Consider the following 20,640-nt stretch of genomic DNA (forward strand, 5'->3'; position numbering starts at 1 on the left):
GGTCGAGGAGGACGCGTGACCGAGCCACCGCGGTGGCGGCAGGCCTTCGACGCCGTCGAGCGCCGCGTGACCCCCCGGGCGGAGGAGGTCGTCCGCAGCGAGGCCTTCGCCGTCGGTGCCGCCCTGACCCGCCGTGCGGTCACCCTGGCCCGCGGCTCCGCCCGCGACCTGACGGCCCGCGCCTGGCACCTGCTGAACCTGCCGGCCGGGACCGACGTCAGCCGGCTGCGCGCCCAGGTCGGCGCCCTCGACCGCGAGGTCCGCCGGCTGACCCTGCAGCTCGAGGCGGCGCGACGGGAGACCGAGCGCCGCCGCACCCCCGAGGAGTCCGATGCCGACAGTGCCCAGCCCGCAGACGGTGCTCGACCGCGTCCGGCGCGACGTCGAGCGCAACGCCCTGCGCGCCCGTAACGGTCTGCGCCTGGTCAGCGGCGTCGCCCGGCCCGACGTCGGGCAGACGCCCAAGGACGTCGTCTGGCAGCGCGGCCGGACCCAGCTGTGGCACTACCGCAACGACCCCGACACCCACGGCGGGGTCCGGTACTCGCCACCGCTGCTCGTCGTGTTCAGCCTGGTCAGCCGCAGTTACATCCTCGACCTGGCGCCGGGCAACAGCTTCGTCGAGCAGCTGCTCCGCGCCGGCTTCGACGTCTACCTGCTCGACTGGGGCGAACCGGACGAGCGGGACGCCGCCAACACCCTCGAGGACTACGTCGACGACTACATCCCGGCCGGCGTCCAGCGGGTGCTGGAGGTCTCCGGGGCCGACGAGGTCACCCTGTTCGGCTACTGCTTCGGCGGCGACCTCGCCCTCCTCTACGCCGCCCACCACCCGGACGCGCCGATCCGCAGCCTCACCGTGCTGGCCACCCCGGCCGACTTCCGGCACATGGGCCCGCTGGCCGACCTGTTCCGGGTCGGCGGCCTGGAGGTGTCCGACGTGCTGGACGCCGACGGCAACGTGCCGCCCCGGGTCGTCCTGCAGGGCTTCAAGACGCTGACCCCCACCGCCGAGGTGACCCGCTACGTGACGCTGTGGGAGCGCCTCTGGAACGACGAGTACGTGGCCGGCTACCAGGCCATGACCGGCTGGTCGGACGACCACGTCCCCTTCCCCGGGGCCGCCGCGGAGGAGACGGTGCGGATGCTGGTGCGCGACAACGGGATGGTCACCGACCGGCTGGCGGTGGGCGGCGACCGCGTGCACCTGTCCGACATCCGGGTGCCGTTCCTGACCGTCCGGGCCGATCGCGACCACATCGTCCCGGCAGAGGCCAGCGCCCCCCTGATCGACCTGGTCGGCTCCCCGGACAAGCACGAGCTGCGGCTGCCGGCCGGGCACATGGGCCTGGTCGTCGGTCGGACGGCGGCCCGGACGACGGTGCCCACGATCATCGACTTCCTCCGACGGCGCAGTGAGCCGCTGCAGGGCGAGGAGGTCGCCCGGTGACCACCGTGACCCCGCTGACCGAGGCGCACTGCGAGGCCCTGGTGCGCTTCTTCGCCGACCTCCCCGAGGGCGACCGGACCTTCATCCGCGAGGACGTCACCGACCCCGAGGTCGTGCGCGGCTGGGCGGCCGGCTCACCGGGGGTCGACCGCTGGGTGGCGGTGGACGACGGCGGCCGGGTGTTCGGCTACGTCGCCGTCCTCCGGCTGCCCGGCTGGTCCGACCACGTCGGCGAGGTCCGGCTGGTGGTCTCGCCCGACCGCCGCGGCTCGGGGCTGGGGCGGGAGCTGGCCCGGCACGCCGTGGTGCACGCCCTCGAGGCCGGGCTGACCAAGCTCGTCGTCGAGGTGGTCGCCGACCAGGGGCCGGCCCTGGCGCTGTTCACCGGTCTGGGCTTCACCGGGGAGGCACTGCTGGAGGACCACATCCGCGACCGGGAGGGGAACCTGCGCGACCTCATGGTGCTGGCCCACCACGTCGACGACACCTGGGCCGGCATGGACGCGGTCGGCCTCACGGAGGCGCTCGACACGCCCTGAGGGGTCGGCGACGGGTCGTCCCGCGACCGTCTCGTCGCCGTCTCCCGGACGTTCCCGGCCCGACACCTGCGCCCGCGACGCTCCCGGTGCGAGCGGACCACCCGGGTCCGCCGCACGTCCCGGGAGGCACCGTGACCGCTGCGACCTCGTCGACCTGGCTGCGCGTCGGCGCCACCGTCGCCGCGGGCCGTCTGCGTCCGCCCGTGGGCAGCAGCCGGCGCCGCAGCGTCTGCGGCGCCGCCCGCGTGCTGACCGGCCTGGGGGTGCGCGTGGAGGTCCACGTGCCGGCCACGGCCTGGCCGCGCACCGGCACCGGGCTGCTGCTCGTGTCGAACACCGCCACCGCCCTGGACCCGCTGGCGCTGCTCACCGTCGTCCCCGGCGCCGCGGTCGCCGGGGTCCCCCACCGGCTCGCGGGGGTGCCGGTGCCGGCGGTCCCCGCGGTCTCCGCGCGGATCGCCACGCACCTGCGCCTGGGGACGCCGGTCAGCGTGCGCCCCGAGGAGGGCGTGCGGGGTGGCGCGGGTCTGGGCCGCTTCTCCCCCGCCCTGCTGGCCGCCGCGGTGGACGCCGGCGCCGCGGTGTGCCCGGTCGCCGTCCGCTGGCGCGGCGCGGCGTCCCCGCCGCCTGTCGGACGCTCGACGGTGGCGGCCATGCGCTGGCTGGCCGCCTCCCCCGGCACCGTCGCGGAGGTGCACCTGCTGCCCGCGCTGTCCTCCGCCGGCGCGACGCCGCGGGAGCTGGCGACCACGGCCGAGTACGCGGTGGCCGCGGCCCTGGAGATCCCGTCCCCGGCCCCGTCCCGAGGCTCCGGCCCCCTCCCGGGTCCCGCCCCGAGCGCGCGAGGGGTGGGGAGGAGGGGGTCCTTCTCCGAGGCGTGAGGAGGACGGGGTCCTCCTCCTACTCGGTGACCCGGCCGTCCTCGACGGTGATCCGGCGGGGGGTGTCGACGGCGGCCAGCATCCGGCGGTCGTGGGTGACCAGCAGCAGCGTGCCGCGGTAGCCGGCCAGCGCCTGCTCCAGCTGCTCGATGGCCGGCAGGTCGAGGTGGTTGGTCGGCTCGTCGAGGACCAGCACGTTGACCCCGCGGGCCTGCAGCAGCGCCAGCCCGGCCCGGGTCCGCTCCCCCGGCGAGAGGGTGTCGGCCGGGCGCAGCACGTGCTCCGCGGTGAGCCCGAACTTCGCCAGGAGGGTCCGCACGTCGGCGGTGGGCCGGTCGGGCACCTCCGCGGCGAAGGCCTCCAGCAGCGGCTCGGCGCCGAGGAACGCGCCGCGGGCCTGGTCGATCTCGCCGATCCGCACCGACGGGCCCAGCCCGCCGCGGCCCTCGTCCAGCGGCACCCGGCCCAGCAGGGCGGCCAGCAGCGTGGACTTGCCGCTGCCGTTGGGGCCGGTGATGACCACCCGGTCGCCCCAGTCCACCTGCAGGTCGACCGGGCCGAGGGTGAAGTCCCCGCGGCGCACGACCGCACCGGACAGCGTGGCGACGACCGCCCCGGCGCGCGGCGCGGCGGCGATCTCCATCCGCAGCTCCCACTCCTTGCGCGGCTCCTCGACCACCTCCAGCCGCTCGATCATCCGCTCGGTCTGCTTGGCCTTCGCCCCCTGCTTCTCCGCCGTCGCCCGGTTGTGGGCCTTGATGAACTTGTCCGGGTCCTTCTGCTTCTTGACCGCGTCCCGCACCCCCTTGGCCAGCCAGTTGCGCTGCATGCGGGCGCGCGCCTCGAGCCCGGCCCTGGTCTCGGCGTACTCCTCGTACTCCTCGCGCGCGTGCCGCCGGGCCACCTCCCGCTCGACCAGGTAGGCCTCGTAGCCGCCGTCGTGCACCCGCACCAGCTGCTGGGCGAGGTCCAGCTCCACCACGCGGGTCACCGTGCGGGCGAGGAACTCCCGGTCGTGGCTGACGACGACGATGCCGCTGCGCGCCCCGGCGACGAAGCGCTCCAGCTGCTCCAGGCCGGCCAGGTCCAGGTCGTTGGTCGGCTCGTCGAGCAGCAGCACGTCGTAGCGCGAGAGCAGCAGGCCGGCCAGCCCGACCCGCGCGGCCTGGCCGCCGGAGAGCCCGGTCGTCGCCGCGTCGAGGGACACGCCGGGCGCCACCTCGCCGACGACCTGCGCCGCGCGCTCGTCGAGGTCGGCCCCGCCGAGGGCCAGCCAGCGCTCCAGCGCCTCGGCGTAGGCGTCGTCGGCGCCGTCCGCGCCCTCGGTGAGCGCGTCGGTGGCGGCGTCCAGAGCGGCCTGCGCGGCGGCGACCCCCGTCCGGCGGGCCAGCGCCTGGCGCACCGTCTCGCCCGGCCGGCGCTCGTGCTCCTGCGGCAGGTACCCGAGGGTCGCCGTGGGCGGGCTGACGGTGACGCTGCCCGACTCGGGTGGCAGCTCACCGGCGAGCGTGCGCAGCAGTGTGGACTTGCCCGCGCCGTTGACCCCGACCAGCCCGACGACGTCGCCGGGGGCGACGACGAGGTCGAGGTCGGAGAAGAGGACGCGGGCACCGTGGCCGGCGGCCAGGCCCCGGGCGACGAGCGTGGCACTCACGGGGCACCAGGGTGCCAAGCCCGGCCGGGACGGCGCGAACGGGTTCCGCCGGCCTCAATCCTCGAGGTCGTCCTCCCCGGGGTCGTCCTCCTCGAGGACGTCGTCGGCCATCTCGTCGAGCATGCTCTCCAGCGCGGTGTCGGCCTCCCCCGGCGGGCGGCGCTGCACCCGCCAGGGCTGCAGGTCGTCGTAGCCGCGCACCGACACCCGGCGCAGCGGCCGCACCCGGTAGCGGGGCAGCCCGCGCAGCTGCCGGGCGAGGTCCCGGTCGACCAGCAGCGTGCCGGGCCGGGCGATCGAGGTGAGCCGGCTGGCCAGGTTCACCACCGGTGAGTACACGTCGCCGAGGTGGGTGAGCACGGTGCCGTACGCGGCGCCGACCCGCAGCGGCGGGCGGTCCTCGGCCTGCCAGGCCTCGGGCAGTTCCAGCCCGATCTCCACGGCGTCGATCGCCGAGACGGCGGTGTAGAGCACGCCGTCCCCCACCGTCTTGACCACCCGGCCGTGGTGGCGGGCGATGACCTCGCTCCCGATGCTCTCGAAGTCCTCCACCATCGCGCCGAGCTCCCGCCCACCCATCCCCCGGCTGCGGCTGGTGTAGCCGACCAGGTCGGCGAAGCCGACGGCGAGCTCCCGCCGGGCGACGGCAGCCGCCGGGGTGAGCAGCCGGTCGGCGTTGGCCGCCAGGTGCCGCCGCCACACGTAGGTCTGCAGCTCACGCAGCAGGGGGAAGAGGCTGCGGGCGGCGGCCACGGCCTCCTCCGGCGGGACGGCGCGCCCGCCCTCGGCGCCGCCGCGGGACAGGGCGTCGGCGAGCAGGTCGGTCTGCCAGTCGGCCAGCCGCGACAGCGACTGCCCCATGGCGCGGGCGATCGAGGCCTCGCTGCCCGGCTCGACGAAGCCCGAGTCGATGAGCGCGCGGAGCAGCTCCAGCGCCCGGACGTCGGCGTCGGTGAAGACCGGGTCGTCGTCGGCGGCGTCGGGGAAGCCGAGCGCCCGCCACAGCCGCCGGGTCCGCTCGGGGGGCAGACCGGCCATCGCGGCGATCTGCAGCCGGGTGTAGCGGCGCGGACCGTCGAGGAGCAGGCGCAGCAGCGCCTCGTGGGCGTCGCCGGCGTCCGCCACCACGTCTGGGTCCCGAGGGGTGTCCGGCAGGGCCGTCAGCCCGTGGTGTGGACGACCAGGACGTCGACCGACGAGCGTCGGGTCACGTCCGCCGGCACCGACCCGATCAGCCGGCCCTTGAGGCTGTCGAGCCCCCGGTTGCCGACGACGAGCAGGTCGGCCTGGGCGCGGGTGACGACGTCGAGCAGGGTCTCGACCGGCGAGCCGACGACGGCCATCTGCTCGACCTCCCCCGCGCCGGCCCCGACGGCCTCCTCCGCGGCGCGCCGCACGACGTCGTCCGCCGGCTCGGACCCGACCACCGGGTACGCGCCCTCGCCCCGCTGGTCCCGCGCGCGGCGCCCCTCGCGCTCGTCCGCCCGCAGCGGCAGGTAGGCGCACACGATCACCAGCCGCGCCCGGCAGGCCCCGGCGAGGGCCCCGGCACGGCGCACCGCCAGCAGCGAGGAGTCCGACCCGTCGGTCCCGACGACCACCGTGCGGTAGGCGCTCACGGACCCTCCTCGATGGCCTGCCCGGGCCGCCTCGAGCGGCACGGCTCCGGCTCGCCGGGGAGCCGGCTCACCCGCCTGACCGGGCAACCTACCGAAGACGCCGGTCACGCGGTGTGCGCGGGGTCACGCCGGGACGCGCGCGGAGCGGACCGGAGGGTGCCGTTGCGTCCGCCGGGTGCGCTTGGATGGGGACGTCGCCCGGCCGACGCGAGGAGAGCGCCATCCACCCCGGCAGCAGCCGCCACCGCGACCCCGTGCGGGTCGAGGTCCGCAGCCTCAGCAAGAGCTTCGGCGCCGTCCGCGCCGTCTCCGACCTCAGCTTCACCGTCGAGCCGGGCGCCGTCACCGGCTTCCTCGGACCCAACGGGGCCGGCAAGACGACGACGCTGCGCATGGTCCTGGGCCTCGAGCGGCCGGACACGGGGACGGCGACCTTCGACGGCGTCGCCTATCCCGACCTCCCGTCGCCCGTGCGCAGGGTCGGCGCGGTGCTCGAGACGGCGTTCCACCCGGCGCGGTCCGGGCGCAACCACCTGCGGGTGTACTGCCGGGCCGCGGGCCTGCCGGTCACGCGCGCCGACGAGGTCCTCGCCCAGGTCGGCCTGGCCGACGCCGGCCGGCGTCGCGCGGGCGGCTACTCGCTGGGGATGCGGCAGCGGCTGGCGCTGGCCACCGCGCTGCTCGGCGACCCGGCGGTGCTGGTGCTCGACGAGCCGGCCAACGGGCTGGACCCGGAGGGCATCCACTGGCTCCGCGGCTTCCTGCGCCACCTCGCGCACGACGAGGGGCGCACCGTGCTGGTCTCCAGCCACCTGCTCGCCGAGATGGAGCAGACCGCCGACCGCGTGGTCATCGTCGGCGCCGGCCGGCTGGTCCGCGAGGGCTCGCTGGCCGAGCTGCGCTCCGGCGCGCAGGGCAGCGGCGCGGTGCTGGTGCGCAGCCCCGAGGCCGGCCGGCTGGCCGAGGTCCTCGGCGCCGCTGGGTTCGCCGTCGCACCGAGCGAGGACGGCCGGGTCACGGTCACCGGGACGACGCCGGACGCCGTGGGTGCGCAGGCCTTCCGGGCCGGGGTCGAGCTGCACGAGCTGCGCGCGGAGACCAGCGGCCTGGAGGAGCTGTACTTCCGGCTCACCGCCGGCCAGGAGCAGTACGCCGCACCCCAGGGGGCCACCCGATGACCGCGCTCGTCCGCGCCGAGTGGACCAAGCTGTTCACCACCCGGGTCTGGATCGGGCTGCTGGCCGGCGCCTGCGTGATGGCCGGCGGGTTCGCCGCCCTGCTCACCGGGCTCGCCGGCCAGGAGGGTGGCCCGCCGCCCGTCGGCTCGCCCGACTACGAGGCGCTGGCCCTCGCCGTCGCGGCCAACGCCGTGGTGTTCGCGCTGATCCTCGGCATCATCGGGATGACCCAGGAGTTCCGGCACCGCACCGCGACCCCGACCTTCCTCACCACGCCCAGGCGCGGCCGGGTCGTGGTCGCCAAGCTGGTGGCCTACGCGCTGGCCGCCGTCCCGTTCGCGCTGGCGGCGGTGGCCGTGACGGTCGCGGTGGTCGTCGTCTACGCCGGGGCGCGGGGCGCCGCGCCGTCCCTGACCGGCGAGAACGCGGAGGTGCTGCTCAGCGCCGGGCTGGCGATCGTCGTGTACGCGGTCATCGGCGTGGGCCTGGGCGCGCTGCTGCGCAACCAGGTCGGGGCGATCGTCGGGGCGCTGGTCTACCTCTACGTCGTCGAGCCGCTGCTGTCGGCCTTCTCCGCCACGGCGGCGGTCTACAAGTGGCTGCCCGGCGGCGCGCTGGAGGCCATGACCACCACCTTCCGCGGCCCGCAGGCCATCGCCCCCGACCTCCTCGAGCGGTGGCAGGGCGGCCTGTTGCTGCTCGGCTACGGTCTGGTGGCGGCGCTCGTGGGCACTCTGCTCTCCGTCCGCCGCGACGTCGTCTGATGAAGCGCGACGTCGTCTGATGAAGCGCGACGTCGTCCGATGAAGGACCCCCTGCCCCCACCACTCACGAGCTCACGGCGGGGCCCTGCAGGGGCCGCGCTCCCGATCGGAACGGGGATCGCCCCATGACCACGCGCATGACCGCCCCGCGACTGGCCCGGCTGATCGCCGACGGCGACCTCGAGGCCGTGCGTGCCGCCGTCCAGGACTCCCCCCGGCTGCTGACCGCCACGGTGGAGCGCGACGGCCAGGGCGGCTGGACGCCGCTGCACCTGGCCGTCGCCGAGGGGCGCGCCGAGGTGGTGCGACTGCTGGTGGAGGCCGGCGCGGACGTCTCCGCGCGGACCGAGCACGGCCGGGACCCGCTGCACACCGCGCTGGAGTCAGCGCCCGGACTGGTCCCGCTGCTGCGCGAGCTGGGCGCCCCGGTCGACGCCGCCAGCGCCGCCTACCTCGACGACGTCGAGCGGCTGCGCGCCGAGCTGGACGCCGGTGCCCCGCTGACCGACCCGGTGACGGGGGTGGACCTGCTGACCCTCGCCGCGGCCGGCGGTGCCGCCGGCAGCACCCGGACGCTGCTGGACCGGGGCGCCCACGTCGACCACGGCGCGCTGCACGCCGCCGCGGCGAGCACCCGGCTCGAGCTGGTCCGCCTGCTGCTGACCGCCGGGGCCGACGTCAACCGGCGCGAACCCGACACCGGCCGCTCCCCGCTGCACGCGGCTGTCGCCGGCGCTCCCGGGCGCGACGCGTCCGACGTGGTCCGCGTCCTGCTGGACGCGGGAGCCGACGTCAACGCCACCACCGTCGACGGCGCCACCGCCCTCGACATCAGCCGGGTCGCCGCGGCCCGCACCCGCCGGGACGACGCAGGTCGGGCGACCACGCACGACGCCCTCGCCGACCTGCTCGTCGCACGCGGCGCCACGGACTGAGGGAGGCCCGCCCTGCCCCCCACCACTTCCGGGCTCGCGGCGGGACCCTGCAGGGGGCCGCCCGTCCTCCCCACCCCTCGCAGGCTCGGGGCGGCGCCCTGGACGGGGCCGTTTCGCACCCGGTCCGCACAGAGCTGCGGGCGTAGACTCCATCCCCGGTCCAGAGACGTGCACCGACGACGAAGAAGGCACTCGACCCCGTGTCAAGCGTGAGCTCATCCCGGCCGTCCTCCACCCCCAACTCCTCAGCGGTGGCGGGATTCGGCACCAACGAGTGGCTGGTCGAGGAGATGTACCAGCAGTACCTCGCCGATCCCTCGAGCGTGGACCAGGCGTGGCACGAGTTCTTCGCCGACTACCGGCCGGGCAGTCCGGTGTCCGCGAGCGACGACCGGGGGGCACCGGCCGCTCCGGCCGCCGAACCCGCGTCGTCCGCCCCGGCCCCCGCGCCCGCCGACCGGCAGCCGGCCCCCGCCGCCCAGCAGCCGGCCCCCGACCAGCAGCCCAGCGACGGCGCCGGCGCCCCCTCCCGGGCCACCCGCGTGCAGGAGCGCACCGAGGACACCGTGGTGGACCGGGCCGCCGACCGGAAGGCGCAGCAGGAGCCGGCCGCCAAGGCCGCGCCCGCCGCGAAGCCGGCACCGGCCGCGAAGCCCGCCGCCGCCGCCAAGGCCGACCAGCCCGCCGGTGACGGCCCGAAGCGCGTCCCGCTGCGCGGGGCGGCGGCCAGCGTCGTCAAGAACATGAACGCCTCGCTGACCGTGCCGACGGCGACCAGCGTGCGCGCGGTCCCGGCGAAGCTGCTGGCCGACAACCGCATCGTCATCAACAACCACCTGGCCCGCTCGCGCGGCGGGAAGGTCTCGTTCACCCACCTGATCGGCTACGCGCTGGTCCGTGCGCTCGACGACTTCCCGAACATGAACGCCGCCTTCGCCGAGGTCGACGGCAAGCCGACCCTGGTGCAGCCCGAGCACGTCAACTTCGGCCTGGCCATCGACCTGCCCCGGTCCGACGGCTCGCGCTCTCTGGTCGTCGCCTCCATCAAGGCCGCCGAGGAGATGGACTTCGCCCGGTTCTGGGGCGCCTACGAGGACGTCATCCGCCGCGCCCGCGCGGGCAAGCTGACCCTCGAGGACTTCTCCGGCACCACGATCAGCCTGACCAACCCGGGCACGATCGGCACGAACCACTCGGTGCCGCGGCTGACCGCCGGCCAGGGCGCGATCATCGGCGTCGGCGCCATGGAGTACCCCGCCGAGTTCCAGGGGATGAGCCCCGAGGCGCTCACCGACATGGCGGTCAGCAAGATCATCACGCTGACCTCCACGTACGACCACCGGATCATCCAGGGCGCCGAGTCCGGCGACTTCCTGCGCCGCCTGCACCAGCTGCTGCTCGGTGAGGACGGTTTCTACGACGACGTCTTCCGGTCGCTGCGCATCCCCTACGAGCCGGTGCGCTGGATGCCCGACGTGCGGGTCAGCCGCGAGGGGCAGATCGACAAGGAAGCCCGGGTCATCGAGGTCATCGAGTCCTACCGGCGCAACGGCCACCTCATGGCCGACACCGACCCGCTCGAGTTCAAGGTCCGCAGCCACCCCGACCTGGACATCCTCCAGCACGGCCTGACGCTGTGGGACCTCGACCGGAAGTTCCCCGTCGGCGGCTTCGCCGGCGAGAAGCTGATGGCGCTGCGCGACGTCCTCGGGGTGCTGCGCAACTCCTACTGCCGCACGGTCGGCGTGGAGTACATGCACATCACCGACCCCGAAGAGCGGGAGTGGATCCAGCAGCGGGTCGAGGTCAAGGCCGAGCAGCCCGACCGGGAGAAGCAGAAGCACGTGCTCGGCCGGCTCAACGCGGCCGAGGCGTTCGAGACCTTCCTGCAGACCAAGTACGTCGGCCAGAAGCGGTTCAGCCTCGAGGGCGGCGAGTCGGTCATCCCGCTGCTGGACGAGGTGCTCATCGCCGGCACCGACCACGGCCTCGACGAGGTCGCGATCGGCATGGCGCACCGCGGCCGGCTCAACGTGCTGGCCAACGTCCTCGGCAAGAGCTACGCCAAGATCTTCGGCGAGTTCGAGGGCAACATCGACCCCGGCACCGTGCAGGGCTCCGGGGACGTGAAGTACCACCTGGGCGCCGAGGGCACCTTCGAGAACCCGTTCAAGCCGGGTGCCGAGATCGCCGTCTCGCTGGCCAGCAACCCCTCGCACCTGGAGACGGTCAACCCCGTCCTCGAGGGCGTCGTCCGCGCCAAGCAGGACATGATCGACAAGGGCGAGCAGGGCTTCACCGTCCTGCCGGTCCTGCTGCACGGGGACGCGGCCTTCGCCGGCCAGGGCGTCGTCGCGGAGACGCTGAACCTCTCGCAGCTGCGCGGCTACCGCACCGGCGGCACCGTGCACGTCGTCATCAACAACCAGGTCGGCTTCACCACCAGCCCGGCGCAGTCCCGCTCGAGCCTGTACTCCACCGACGTGGCGCGGATGGTCAACGCGCCGATCTTCCACGTCAACGGCGACGACCCCGAGGCGTGCGTCCGGGTGGCGCGGCTGGCGGTCGAGTACCGGCAGGCGTTCAAGAAGGACGTCGTCATCGACCTGGTCTGCTACCGCCGCCGCGGCCACAACGAGGGCGACGACCCGTCGATGACCCAGCCGCTGATGTACGACATCATCGACCGCAAGCGCTCGGTCCGGAAGCTGTACACCGAGTCCCTCATCGGCCGCGGCGACATCACGCTGGCCGAGGCCGAGGAGGCGCTCAAGGACTACCGCGACCAGCTGGAGCGGGCCTTCGCCGAGACGCACGACGCGCAGGACACCTCGAAGCCGCAGCCGGTCATGGACCAGCCCGCGCAGGAGCAGCCGGTCGCCACGGCGATCACCACCGAGGTGCTCAAGGCGATCGGCGACGCGCACGTCTCCCTGCCGCCGGACTTCACCGTCCACCCGAAGCTCCAGCGGATGCTGGAGCGGCGCGCGGCGATGGTCAGCGAGGGCGGCATCGACTGGGCGATGGGTGAGCTGCTGGCCTTCGGGTCCCTGCTCATGCAGGGCGTCCCGGTGCGGCTGGCCGGTCAGGACTCCCGCCGCGGCACCTTCGTCCAGCGCCACTCGGTGCTCATCGACCGGGAGTCCGCCGCGGAGTACACGCCGCTGGCGAACCTGTCCCCGGAGCAGGCGAAGTTCTTCGTCTACGACTCGCTGCTCTCGGAGTACGCGGCGCTGGGCTTCGAGTACGGGTACTCGGTGGCCAACCCCAGCGCCCTGGTGCTGTGGGAGGCGCAGTTCGGCGACTTCGTCAACGGCGCCCAGATGGTCATCGACGAGTTCATCAGCTCCGGTGAGGCCAAGTGGGGTCAGCGCTCCGGCGTCACCCTGCTGCTGCCGCACGGCCTCGAGGGGCAGGGCCCGGACCACTCCAGCGGTCGCATCGAGCGGTTCCTGCAGCTGTCGGCGGAGAACAACATGACCGTCGCCAACTGCTCGACGCCGGGCAACTACTTCCACCTGCTCCGCCGTCAGGCGCTCTCGGACGTGCACCGGCCGCTGGTCGTCTTCACGCCCAAGTCGCTGCTGCGGGCCAAGGCCGCCGTCAGCCCGGTCTCGGAGTTCACCGACGAGACCTTCCGGCCGGTGCTGGCCGACCCGGGCGTGGGCGGCGAGCCGCTGGACGACGGCGCCGTGCGCCGGGTCCTGCTGTGCAGCGGCAAGGTGGCCTACGACCTGCTGGCCCAGCGGGAGGCCACCGGCACAGCCGACACCGCGGTGCTGCGCGTCGAGCAGCTCTACCCGCTGCCGGCCGAGCAGATCCGGCAGGCGCTGGAGCGCTACCCGAACGCGCAGGACGTCGTCTGGGTGCAGGAGGAGCCGGCGAACATGGGCGCCTGGCAGTTCATGGCCGTGAACCTGCCCGAGCACCTGCCGGGCGGCCGCCGCCTGCGCCGCGTCAGCCGCCCGGCGGCGGCCAGCCCGGCCGTCGGCTCGGCGAAGGTCCACGAGGTCGAGCAGAAGCGTCTCGTGGCCGAGGCCTTCGCGGACTAGTCCACCCGAGCCATGTACTTCACGGACCGGGGCCTGGAGGAGCTGGCCGACCGGCGGGGCGAGGAGCAGGTGACCCTCGCCTGGCTGGCCGACCAGATGCAGGCGTTCGTCGACCAGCACCCCGAGTTCGAGGTGCCCGTCGAGCGGCTGGCCACCTGGCTGGCCCGGGGCGGCACCGAGGACGAGGAGGACTGAGCGAGGCGCCCTTGCGAGGGCCAGCCGCGGGGACGGGGCCGGAGGCTCCTCCCCGCGGCTGAGCGGGTCGGCTCCACGCACCCGGGGCGGCACCTGCCCGCGGTGCGGTCCGGAGGACCGCGGTGTCCTGGCGCGCCTGCGTGGGGACGGCGGCCCGCGACGGCACGCTGTGTCCGTGCTCGGTCACTCGCACGCGCTCTCCGGGCTCGCCGCCGGTGCCGCGACGCTGCCGTGGGCCCCGGTCGGCGGCACCGTCGGCCAGGTCGCCTGGATCGCCGCCGTCGGCGGGATGGCCATGCTGCCCGACCTCGACCACAACGGCTCGACGGTGTCGGACATGTGGGGCCCGATCACCGACGTCCCCTCCGGTGCGGTGGGACGGCTGGCGCAGGGGCACCGCTGGGGCACCCACGACGCCGTCCTGGCCCCGCTGGCCTTCGGCGCCCTCGCGCTGGCCGCGGCGCACGCGTTCTGGTCCAGCCTGCTGCTCCTCAGCCTGGCGGTCGGGCTGGCGTTGAGGGCGCTGCACTTCGTCATCCCGGGGCGGGCGGAGAACACCGTCGTCGGCAACCTGGTGCTGTCGTGGGGTGGCGCCTGGCTGCTGCTCGAGCACTCCCCCAGCCCGGCCTGGCTGCCCTGGGCGGTCGCGCTGGGCGTGCTGACCCACATCGCCGGGGACGCGATCACGACGCAGGGCGTGCCGGTGCCGGTGCTCTGGCTGCTGCGCCGGTCACGGCTGAAGCTGACCCCGCTGCGCACCGGGGCGTCGTTGGAGAAGGTCGTGCTGGTGCCGGCGTTCGCGCTGGTGACGCTGTACTGCGTCTACCTCAACACCGACGTCCGCGCCGCGGTCGACCCGCTGCTGCAGGACCTGCGCAGCTGGGGTTGAGCAGGCGGGGGCAGGGGGCAGGGGGTCTCCCTCAGCGGGTGACGCCCTGCTCGCGGGCGCAGGCGGCCACCGCGGTGGCCACGGCCTCGGCCACCCGGCGGTCCAGCGGGCTGGGCACCACGTAGTCCGCCCGCACCTCGTCGCCCACGACATCGGCGATCGCGGTGGCCGCGGCCAGCTTCATCTCCTCGGTGATGCTGGTCGCCCCGGCGTCGATCGCGCCCCGGAAGACCCCGGGGAAGGCGAGCACGTTGTTGATCTGGTTGGGCTCGCCGCTGCGACCGGTGGCGACGACGGCCGCGTACCGGGCCGCCATCGCCGGGTCCACCTCGGGGATCGGGTTGGCGAGCGAGAACACGATGCAGTCCTGCGCCATCGAGGCGATCACCGACTCGGGCACCGACCCCCCGGACAGGCCCAGGTAGACGTCGGCGCCCTGCAGCGCACCGGCCATCGTGCCCGCGTAGCCCGCCCGGTTGGTGTTCTCCGCGAGCCAGCGCTTGATCGGCGTGAGGTCCTCCCGGCCGGTGTGCAGCACGCCCCGGGAGTCGGCCACGGCGATGTCACCGACGCCGGCCTCCAGCAGGATCTTGGTGCAGGCGACCCCGGCCGCGCCCGCGCCGGAGACGACCACCCGCAGGGACCCGAGCTCCCGGCCGACCACCCGCGCCGCGTTGCGCAGCGCGGCCAGGACGACGATCGCCGTGCCGTGCTGGTCGTCGTGCATGACCGGGATGTCCAGCCGCTCGCGCAGCCGGTCCTCGATCTCGAAGCAGCGCGGCGCGCTGATGTCCTCGAGGTTGATGCCACCGAAGGACGGCGCGATCGCCGCCACGGTCTCCACGATCGCGTCGACGTCGGACGTGGACAGCACCACCGGCACCGACGAGAGGCCGGCGAACTCGCTGAACAGGCAGGCCTTGCCCTCCATGACCGGCAGCGCCGCGGCCGGGCCGATGTCGCCCAGGCCCAGGACGGCGGTGCCGTCGGAGACCACCGCGACCACGCGCGGCGCCCAGGTGAACCGGTCGGCCAGCGTGGGCTCGGCGGCGATGGCGCTGGACACCCGGGCGACGCCGGGCGTGTAGGTGAGCGCCAGGTCGGCGACGGAGTCGATCGAGCGGGTGGGGCGTACGACCAGCTTGCCGCCCTCGTGCACCGCGAACGCCGGGTCGTCGGCGAAACGGTCGGCAGTCCCGTCGTGCTGCTGCGCGCTCATGGAACCGGGAGCGTAATCCCCCTCGCACGGTCCCGTCCCGCCGTGCGGGGGACACGGTCCGGGCGGTGGGCCGGGGCTGCGCGGTGCCGGGGACCGACCTGGTTACCGTCCAGGCGTGCAGATCCGTCAGCTCGCCGTCGGCGACGCCTACGTCCTCGACCTCGTCCCGCACGGCGACGCCCGCGGCCGGTTCACCGAGTGGTACCGCGCCGACGTGCTCGCCGACGTCGTCGGCCACGGCCTGCCGCTGGCCCAGGCCAACCACAGCGTCTCCGCCCGCGGCGTGCTGCGCGGCGTCCACTTCGCCCTCGTCCCGCCCGGCCAGGCCAAGTACGTCTACTGCCCGGCCGGCCGGGTGCTCGACGTCGTCGTCGACGTCCGGGTGGGCTCCCCCACGTTCGGCGTGCACGACGCCGTCGTCCTCGACAGCGAGCGGCCCCGTGCGGTGTACCTCGCCGAGGGCCTCGGGCACGCCTTCCTGTCGCTGGCCGACGGCAGCTCGGTCACCTACCTCGTCTCCAGCGGCTACGACCCCTCGCGGGAGTTCGGCGTCTCGCCGCTGGACCCGGCGCTGGACCTGCCGTGGCCGGACGACGTGGAGTTCGAGCTGTCGGCCAAGGACGGGCAGGCGCCCACGCTGGCCGAGGCCCGCGAGCAGGGTCTGCTGCCGACGATCGAGGAGTGCCGCGCCCGCTACGCGCAGCTGCGCACGGCCCGCTAGGCCGGACGCCCGGGCAGCCGCCCCGGCCGCGGCCACAGCCGGCCGACCACCCGGCCGACGACGACCGCCGGGCCGAACGCGCGGCTGTCGTCGGTGACGAAGGGGTTGTCCCCCTCGACCCAGTGCCCACCCGGCACCGCGCGACGCACCCGCTTGACCACCAGCAGCTCGGGCCGTGCCGGGAAGCGGGCCAGGACGACGTCGTCGTGACGCACCGTGGTCGCTCCGGTGACCCGCCGCACCAGCAGCCGGTCGCCGGAGCGGACCGTGGGGGTCATCGACGGACCGGACACCCGGGCCACGACCCAGGGCGTGACCAGCGGCTCGACGTCCGTCGTCCGCCCTGCTCCGGACGTGTCCCCGCTGCTCACCGGGAGTAGGGTCGCAGACGAACCGACCCCACAGAACCGGAGGCTCAGCCCATGCGTTTCCGCATGTTCTCCGCCGTGGAGGCCACCGCTCACTGCGACCTCCCCTGCGGCGTGTACGACCCGGCCCAGGCCCGCATCGAGGCGGAGTCCGTCAAGGCCCTCCAGGAGAAGTACCAGGCCAACGAGGACCCGGTGTTCCGCACCCGCGCCATCCTGATCAAGGAGCAGCGGGCGGACCTGGTCAAGCACCACCTGTGGGTGCTGTGGACCGACTACTTCAAGGCCCCGCACTTCGAGAAGTACCCGCAGCTGCACGAGCTGTTCAACAAGGCGACCAAGCAGGCCGGCGCCTCCGGCGCCAAGGGCAGTATGGACCCGGCCGAGGGCCAGAAGCTGCTCGACTACATCGCCGAGATCGACAAGATCTTCTGGGAGACGAAGGCCGCTGCCTGAAGAAGGGCCTCCCCGCCCCCGCCGCTCGCACGCCGGCGGCGGACCCCTGCAGGGAGGCCGCTGCACCACGTCGCGACGGCCGGCGAGCGCTCCGCTCGCCGGCCGTCGCCGTCCCGCCGCCGGGGAGGGCCTGGGGGGCATCGGGTACGCCCTGACGTCGCTGGTGCTCGCGGTGACGCCGGGCGCGGACTCGCCGCGACCGAGCGCTGACCGCCTCCCGGCCGCGGGCGATGACTTCTGCGGGCCCGGACGGTCTGCCGTGCCGAGACACCCACCCACACCCCAGGAGACCCGATGGCCGCCCGCCTGAACCCGTACCTGCACTTCGCCGGCAACGCCCGCGAGGCGATGGAGTTCTACCGCTCCGTCCTCGGCGGCGAGCTCGACGTGATGACCTTCGGTGACGTCGGCGGGGGCGGGGACCAGTTCCCCGACGACGGCGTCATGCACGCCTCCCTGCGCACCGACGGCGGACTCGAGCTGATGGCCTCCGACGGGCACGACCCGGACGCCGCCGGACCCGACCGGGTGTCGCTGTCCCTGTCCGGGGACGACGCCCCCACGCTCACCCGGTGGTTCGAGGGGCTGGCCGAGGGCGGCACGGTCGACGTCCCCCTGGAGAAGCAGGTGTGGGGCGACACCTTCGGTCAGGTGACCGACCGCTACGGCCTGCGCTGGCTGGTGAACATCGGCTCGGCCCCGGCCTGAGGAAGGACCTCGTCCGGTCGCCGTCCTCGCGTGGGCGACGACCGGTCGTCCCGGGGGCGGAGACCGTCGGTGGGAGCGACTGCTCCCCGGTACCGTCTGATCTCGATGCGTATCGACCGGGCCGGGTGGCCCTTCATCACCGGGCCCCTGGCACCCGCCGCCGTCCTCGCTGCGGCAGGCCGCGCCGGCGGGCGGCGTGGCCTGCGGCTCGCCGCCTGGCCCTTCGCTGTCCTGTCGGCCTACATGGCGCTGTTCTTCCGCGACCCGGACCGGCGCTGCGACGTCGAGGCACCGGCACCCGACGACGTCCTCTCCCCCGCGGACGGCGTGGTGATGGTCGCGGGCGAGCCCCAGGAGGGGGTGGCCCCCGAGGGCGACTGGCAGCAGGTCAGCGTGTTCCTGTCCGTCGTCGACGTGCACGTGAACCGCTCGCCCTACCACGGTGAGGTCGTGGAGAGCTCCTATCGCAAGGGCAGCTTCCTGGCCGCCTACCGCAAGGAGTCGGCGCACCGGAACGAGCGCAGCGAGCTGTGGCTGCGCGACGGCGACCGCACGGTGGTCTTCCGGCAGATCGTCGGCGTGCTCGCCCGCCGCATCGTCACCCGCACCGGCGTCGGCCGGCGGCTGGCCACCGGCGAGCGGATGGGCCTGATGAAGTTCGGCTCCCGGATGGACGTCTTCGTCCCCCGGGACTGCACGGTGCTCGTCCAGGTGGGCCAGCGGGTGCGCGGCGGCGAGACCGTCATCGCCCGCTGGTCCGACGCCCGCTGAGGAGGTCCCTGGTGCCCAGCTCCTCGTCCGGGGCCCGGCTCCCCCAGACCCGGCGGACGGCGACCGTCGAGTTCGTCCGCGGATCGGTGCGCGGCAGCCGGCGACGGGCGCTGGCGACGCTGCCCAGCCTGTTCACGCTGGCCAACATGATGTGCGGCTTCGTGGCGATCCTGGTCTCCATCCGGGGCCAGTACACGCTGGCCGCCGTCCTGGTCGGGCTCTCGGTGGTCTTCGACATCGCCGACGGCGCCGTGGCCCGGCTGGTCGGGGCGGTGACGCCCTTCGGCCTGCAGTTCGACTCGCTGGCCGACCTGGTGTCCTTCGGGCTGGCCCCGGCGCTGCTCGCCTTCACGTTGTTCTCCGAGGGCCGCGACGCCTGGGACCCGCTGGGCTGGGTCGTCTGCGGCCTGTGGGTGGCGTGCGCGGCCATCCGGCTGGCGCGCTTCAACACCACCATCGACCCGACCGCGGACAAGCGGTACTTCACCGGCATGCCGAGCCCCGGCGCGGCCGGTGTCGTGCTCGCCTCGGTGTTCGCGTTCGGCGGCCAGATGCAGGGCCGGGAGCGGCTGTGGGTGCTGCTCATCGTGGCCGTCCCGGCGCTGCTGATGGTCAGCACGATCCGCTTCCGCTCGTTCCGCTCGCTGGTCAGCCCGAAGAGCGGACGACCGTACGGGCTGATCGTCGCGGCGCTGGCCGTCGTCGTCGGCTTCGCGTTCGTGCCGGTCGTGACCGGATGCGTCCTGGCCTACGGCTACCTCCTGGCACCGGTCCTCGTGCCGGTCGTCGCCCCGCTCGGCCGGCTGGTCCCGACCCGTCTCAAGGAGCTGCTCACGTGAGCGAGCCTGCGAGCTCACGCGGAGGGCAGAGCACCGTCGGGCACGGGTCCGACGAGCCTCAGCGAGGAGGACCCGTGAGCGTCCGGCCGGTGCGCCCCGACGACGTCCCCGCCGTGGTAGACCTGGTGCGCGAGCTGGCCGAGTACGAGAAGGCCCTGCACGAGGCCCGGATGACCGAGGAGCAGCTGTCCGCGGCGCTGTTCGGCGACTCTCCCGCGCTCTTCGGGCACGTCGCCGTGGCCGACGGGGCGGTCGTCGGGATGGCGCTGTGGTTCCTCAACTTCTCCACCTGGCGCGGCACCCACGGCGTCTACCTGGAGGACCTCTACGTCCAGCCGCAGCACCGCGGCAGCGGGCTGGGCCGCGAGCTGCTGCGCACGCTCGCCGACCTGTGCGTGCAGCGCGGGTACGACCGGCTGGAGTGGTCGGTGCTGGACTGGAACACGCCCTCGATCGAGTTCTACGAGTCAGCCGGCGCGGTGCCGATGGACGAGTGGACGGTCTTCCGGCTCACCGACGACGCCCTGACCACCTTCGCGGCCGACCGCCGCGGGCCCCGCTGAGCAGGACCGAGGGGGGGTCGGCAGGATCACCGGGGTGAGCATCGACCGCAAGCCGGCGGAGTGCTGGCTGACCGACATGGACGGCGTCCTGGTGCACGAGGGCCAGGCACTGCCCGGCGCCGCGGACTTCCTCGACCGCCTGGTCGCGGCAGGCCGGCGCTTCCTCGTCCTCACCAACAACTCGATCTTCACACCGCGCGACCTCTCCGCGCGGCTGGCGAGGTCGGGCCTGCAGGTGCCCGAGGCGTCGATCTGGACCTCGGCGCTGGCGACCGCGGACTTCCTGTCCACCCAGTTGCCGGGCGGCTCGGCCTACGTCATCGGCGAGGCGGGCCTGACCACCGCGCTGTACGAGGCCGGCTACACGCTCACCGACACCGACCCGGACTACGTCGTCCTCGGCGAGACCCGCACGTACTCCTTCGAGGCCATCACCCGCGCCATCCGGCTGGTCGGCGCGGGGGCGCGGTTCATCGCGACCAACCCCGACGTCACCGGCCCCTCCCCCGAGGGCCCGCTGCCGGCCACCGGCTCGGTCGCGGCGATGATCACCCGGGCCACCGGCTCGGAGCCCTACTTCGTGGGCAAGCCCAACCCGATGATGTTCCGCAGCGCCATGAACCGGATCGAGGCGCACTCGGAGTCGACGGTCATGATCGGCGACCGGATGGACACCGACGTCGTCGCGGGCATCGAGGCCGGCCTGGACACCATCCTGGTGCTCACCGGGTCGACCCGGGCCGCCGACGTCGCACGCTTCCCGTTCCGGCCGGGCCGGGTGCTGGACTCGATCGCCGACGTCGTCGACCTCGTGTGAGGGACCACCCTTCCCCCGCGCC

At 74.5% G+C, this 20,640-nt stretch carries 22 protein-coding genes; 17 read left to right on the forward strand and 5 right to left on the reverse strand.

The genetic code is table 11. The features are described from left to right. Positions 1-15 precede the first annotated feature (15 nt). The 4 genes from BLS21_RS01130 to BLS21_RS01145 all read left to right on the forward strand — a co-directional run bounded on the left by BLS21_RS01130 (position 16) and on the right by BLS21_RS01145 (position 2,870). On the forward strand, positions 16-411 hold the full coding sequence (locus BLS21_RS01130; RefSeq protein ID WP_091212736.1) for a hypothetical protein: 396 nt from the start codon (positions 16-18) through the stop codon (positions 409-411). Beyond that, positions 332-1,450: an alpha/beta fold hydrolase gene (locus BLS21_RS01135; protein WP_091212738.1), complete on the forward strand. Its 1,119-nt coding sequence runs from the start codon at positions 332-334 to the stop codon at positions 1,448-1,450. Before BLS21_RS01130 ends, BLS21_RS01135 begins: the two co-directional genes overlap by 80 nt. Then, positions 1,447-1,989: a GNAT family N-acetyltransferase gene (locus BLS21_RS01140; RefSeq protein WP_091212740.1), complete on the forward strand. Its 543-nt coding sequence runs from the start codon at positions 1,447-1,449 to the stop codon at positions 1,987-1,989. Before BLS21_RS01135 ends, BLS21_RS01140 begins: the two co-directional genes overlap by 4 nt. 131 nt (positions 1,990-2,120) lie before the next feature. After that, positions 2,121-2,870 (forward strand): hypothetical protein, encoded by a 750-nt coding sequence (locus tag BLS21_RS01145; RefSeq protein WP_091212741.1) that lies wholly within the window; start codon positions 2,121-2,123, stop codon positions 2,868-2,870. A 19-nt stretch (positions 2,871-2,889) separates the two neighbouring features. Here BLS21_RS01145 and BLS21_RS01150 read toward each other — a convergent pair whose 3' ends face one another. From BLS21_RS01150 to BLS21_RS01160, 3 genes are read right to left on the reverse strand one after another with little or no spacing between them, the layout of a single operon-like run. Beyond that, positions 2,890-4,524, reverse strand: coding sequence for an ABC-F family ATP-binding cassette domain-containing protein (locus tag BLS21_RS01150; RefSeq protein ID WP_091212743.1), 1,635 nt, complete (start codon positions 4,522-4,524; stop codon positions 2,890-2,892). Positions 4,525-4,578: 54 nt separating this feature from the next. After that, on the reverse strand, positions 4,579-5,652 hold the full coding sequence (locus BLS21_RS01155; protein ID WP_091212744.1) for an adenylate/guanylate cyclase domain-containing protein: 1,074 nt from the start codon (positions 5,650-5,652) through the stop codon (positions 4,579-4,581). 32 nt (positions 5,653-5,684) lie between these two features. Then, complete coding sequence (locus tag BLS21_RS01160; RefSeq protein ID WP_091212746.1) at positions 5,685-6,143, reverse strand: universal stress protein; 459 nt, start codon at positions 6,141-6,143, stop codon at positions 5,685-5,687. Between the two features lie 185 nt (positions 6,144-6,328). On the opposite strand from BLS21_RS01160, the gene BLS21_RS01165 reads away from it, so the two are divergent. The 6 genes from BLS21_RS01165 to BLS21_RS01190 all read left to right on the forward strand — a co-directional run bounded on the left by BLS21_RS01165 (position 6,329) and on the right by BLS21_RS01190 (position 14,156). Continuing rightward, complete coding sequence (locus tag BLS21_RS01165; protein WP_091212748.1) at positions 6,329-7,321, forward strand: ABC transporter ATP-binding protein; 993 nt, start codon at positions 6,329-6,331, stop codon at positions 7,319-7,321. Then, positions 7,318-8,085, forward strand: a complete 768-nt coding sequence (locus BLS21_RS01170; RefSeq protein WP_091212749.1) for an ABC transporter permease — start codon at positions 7,318-7,320, stop codon at positions 8,083-8,085. Before BLS21_RS01165 ends, BLS21_RS01170 begins: the two co-directional genes overlap by 4 nt. A gap of 125 nt (positions 8,086-8,210) precedes the next feature. Further along, the gene (locus BLS21_RS01175; RefSeq protein ID WP_091212751.1) at positions 8,211-9,020 is read left to right on the forward strand and encodes an ankyrin repeat domain-containing protein; all 810 of its coding nucleotides are present in this window, start codon (positions 8,211-8,213) and stop codon (positions 9,018-9,020) included. A 209-nt stretch (positions 9,021-9,229) separates the two neighbouring features. Beyond that, positions 9,230-13,072, forward strand: a complete 3,843-nt coding sequence (locus tag BLS21_RS01180; protein WP_245699903.1) for a multifunctional oxoglutarate decarboxylase/oxoglutarate dehydrogenase thiamine pyrophosphate-binding subunit/dihydrolipoyllysine-residue succinyltransferase subunit — start codon at positions 9,230-9,232, stop codon at positions 13,070-13,072. 12 nt (positions 13,073-13,084) lie between these two features. Next, positions 13,085-13,267: a DUF6104 family protein gene (locus tag BLS21_RS01185; RefSeq protein WP_091212755.1), complete on the forward strand. Its 183-nt coding sequence runs from the start codon at positions 13,085-13,087 to the stop codon at positions 13,265-13,267. Positions 13,268-13,442: 175 nt separating this feature from the next. After that, positions 13,443-14,156: a metal-dependent hydrolase gene (locus BLS21_RS01190; RefSeq protein WP_091213704.1), complete on the forward strand. Its 714-nt coding sequence runs from the start codon at positions 13,443-13,445 to the stop codon at positions 14,154-14,156. A gap of 31 nt (positions 14,157-14,187) precedes the next feature. Here the strand turns inward: BLS21_RS01190 and BLS21_RS01195 are convergent, their stop codons facing one another. Then, a complete protein-coding gene (locus BLS21_RS01195) occupies positions 14,188-15,375 on the reverse strand; it encodes an NAD(P)-dependent malic enzyme (RefSeq protein ID WP_091212757.1) in 1,188 nt (395 codons plus the stop codon). 115 nt (positions 15,376-15,490) lie between these two features. Between BLS21_RS01195 and BLS21_RS01200 the strand changes: the two genes are divergently transcribed. Continuing rightward, positions 15,491-16,096: a dTDP-4-dehydrorhamnose 3,5-epimerase family protein gene (locus tag BLS21_RS01200; protein WP_091212758.1), complete on the forward strand. Its 606-nt coding sequence runs from the start codon at positions 15,491-15,493 to the stop codon at positions 16,094-16,096. Here BLS21_RS01200 and BLS21_RS01205 read toward each other — a convergent pair. Beyond that, positions 16,093-16,467: a S26 family signal peptidase gene (locus BLS21_RS01205; RefSeq protein WP_245699906.1), complete on the reverse strand. Its 375-nt coding sequence runs from the start codon at positions 16,465-16,467 to the stop codon at positions 16,093-16,095. The genes BLS21_RS01200 and BLS21_RS01205 overlap by 4 nt on opposite strands. A 51-nt stretch (positions 16,468-16,518) precedes the next feature. On the opposite strand from BLS21_RS01205, the gene sodN reads away from it, so the two are divergent. The 6 genes from sodN to BLS21_RS01235 all read left to right on the forward strand — a co-directional run bounded on the left by sodN (position 16,519) and on the right by BLS21_RS01235 (position 20,618). Next, positions 16,519-16,920 (forward strand): superoxide dismutase, Ni, encoded by a 402-nt coding sequence (gene sodN, locus BLS21_RS01210; RefSeq protein ID WP_091212760.1) that lies wholly within the window; start codon positions 16,519-16,521, stop codon positions 16,918-16,920. 294 nt (positions 16,921-17,214) lie between these two features. Further along, on the forward strand, positions 17,215-17,628 hold the full coding sequence (locus BLS21_RS01215) for a VOC family protein (protein ID WP_091212762.1): 414 nt from the start codon (positions 17,215-17,217) through the stop codon (positions 17,626-17,628). Positions 17,629-17,733: 105 nt separating this feature from the next. After that, on the forward strand, positions 17,734-18,399 hold the full coding sequence (locus BLS21_RS01220) for a phosphatidylserine decarboxylase (RefSeq protein WP_091212763.1): 666 nt from the start codon (positions 17,734-17,736) through the stop codon (positions 18,397-18,399). 11 nt (positions 18,400-18,410) lie between these two features. Next, positions 18,411-19,238 (forward strand): CDP-diacylglycerol--serine O-phosphatidyltransferase, encoded by an 828-nt coding sequence (gene pssA / locus BLS21_RS01225; protein ID WP_091212766.1) that lies wholly within the window; start codon positions 18,411-18,413, stop codon positions 19,236-19,238. Between the two features lie 74 nt (positions 19,239-19,312). Then, positions 19,313-19,801: a GNAT family N-acetyltransferase gene (locus tag BLS21_RS01230; RefSeq protein ID WP_091212767.1), complete on the forward strand. Its 489-nt coding sequence runs from the start codon at positions 19,313-19,315 to the stop codon at positions 19,799-19,801. A gap of 34 nt (positions 19,802-19,835) precedes the next feature. After that, a complete protein-coding gene (locus BLS21_RS01235) occupies positions 19,836-20,618 on the forward strand; it encodes an HAD-IIA family hydrolase (protein WP_217635930.1) in 783 nt (260 codons plus the stop codon). The last annotated feature ends 22 nt before the right edge of the window (positions 20,619-20,640 follow it).

Origin of the sequence: Geodermatophilus siccatus, assembly GCF_900103785.1 — a bacterium.
In the GTDB taxonomy this organism is placed as follows: Bacteria; Actinomycetota; Actinomycetes; order Mycobacteriales; family Geodermatophilaceae; genus Geodermatophilus; species Geodermatophilus siccatus.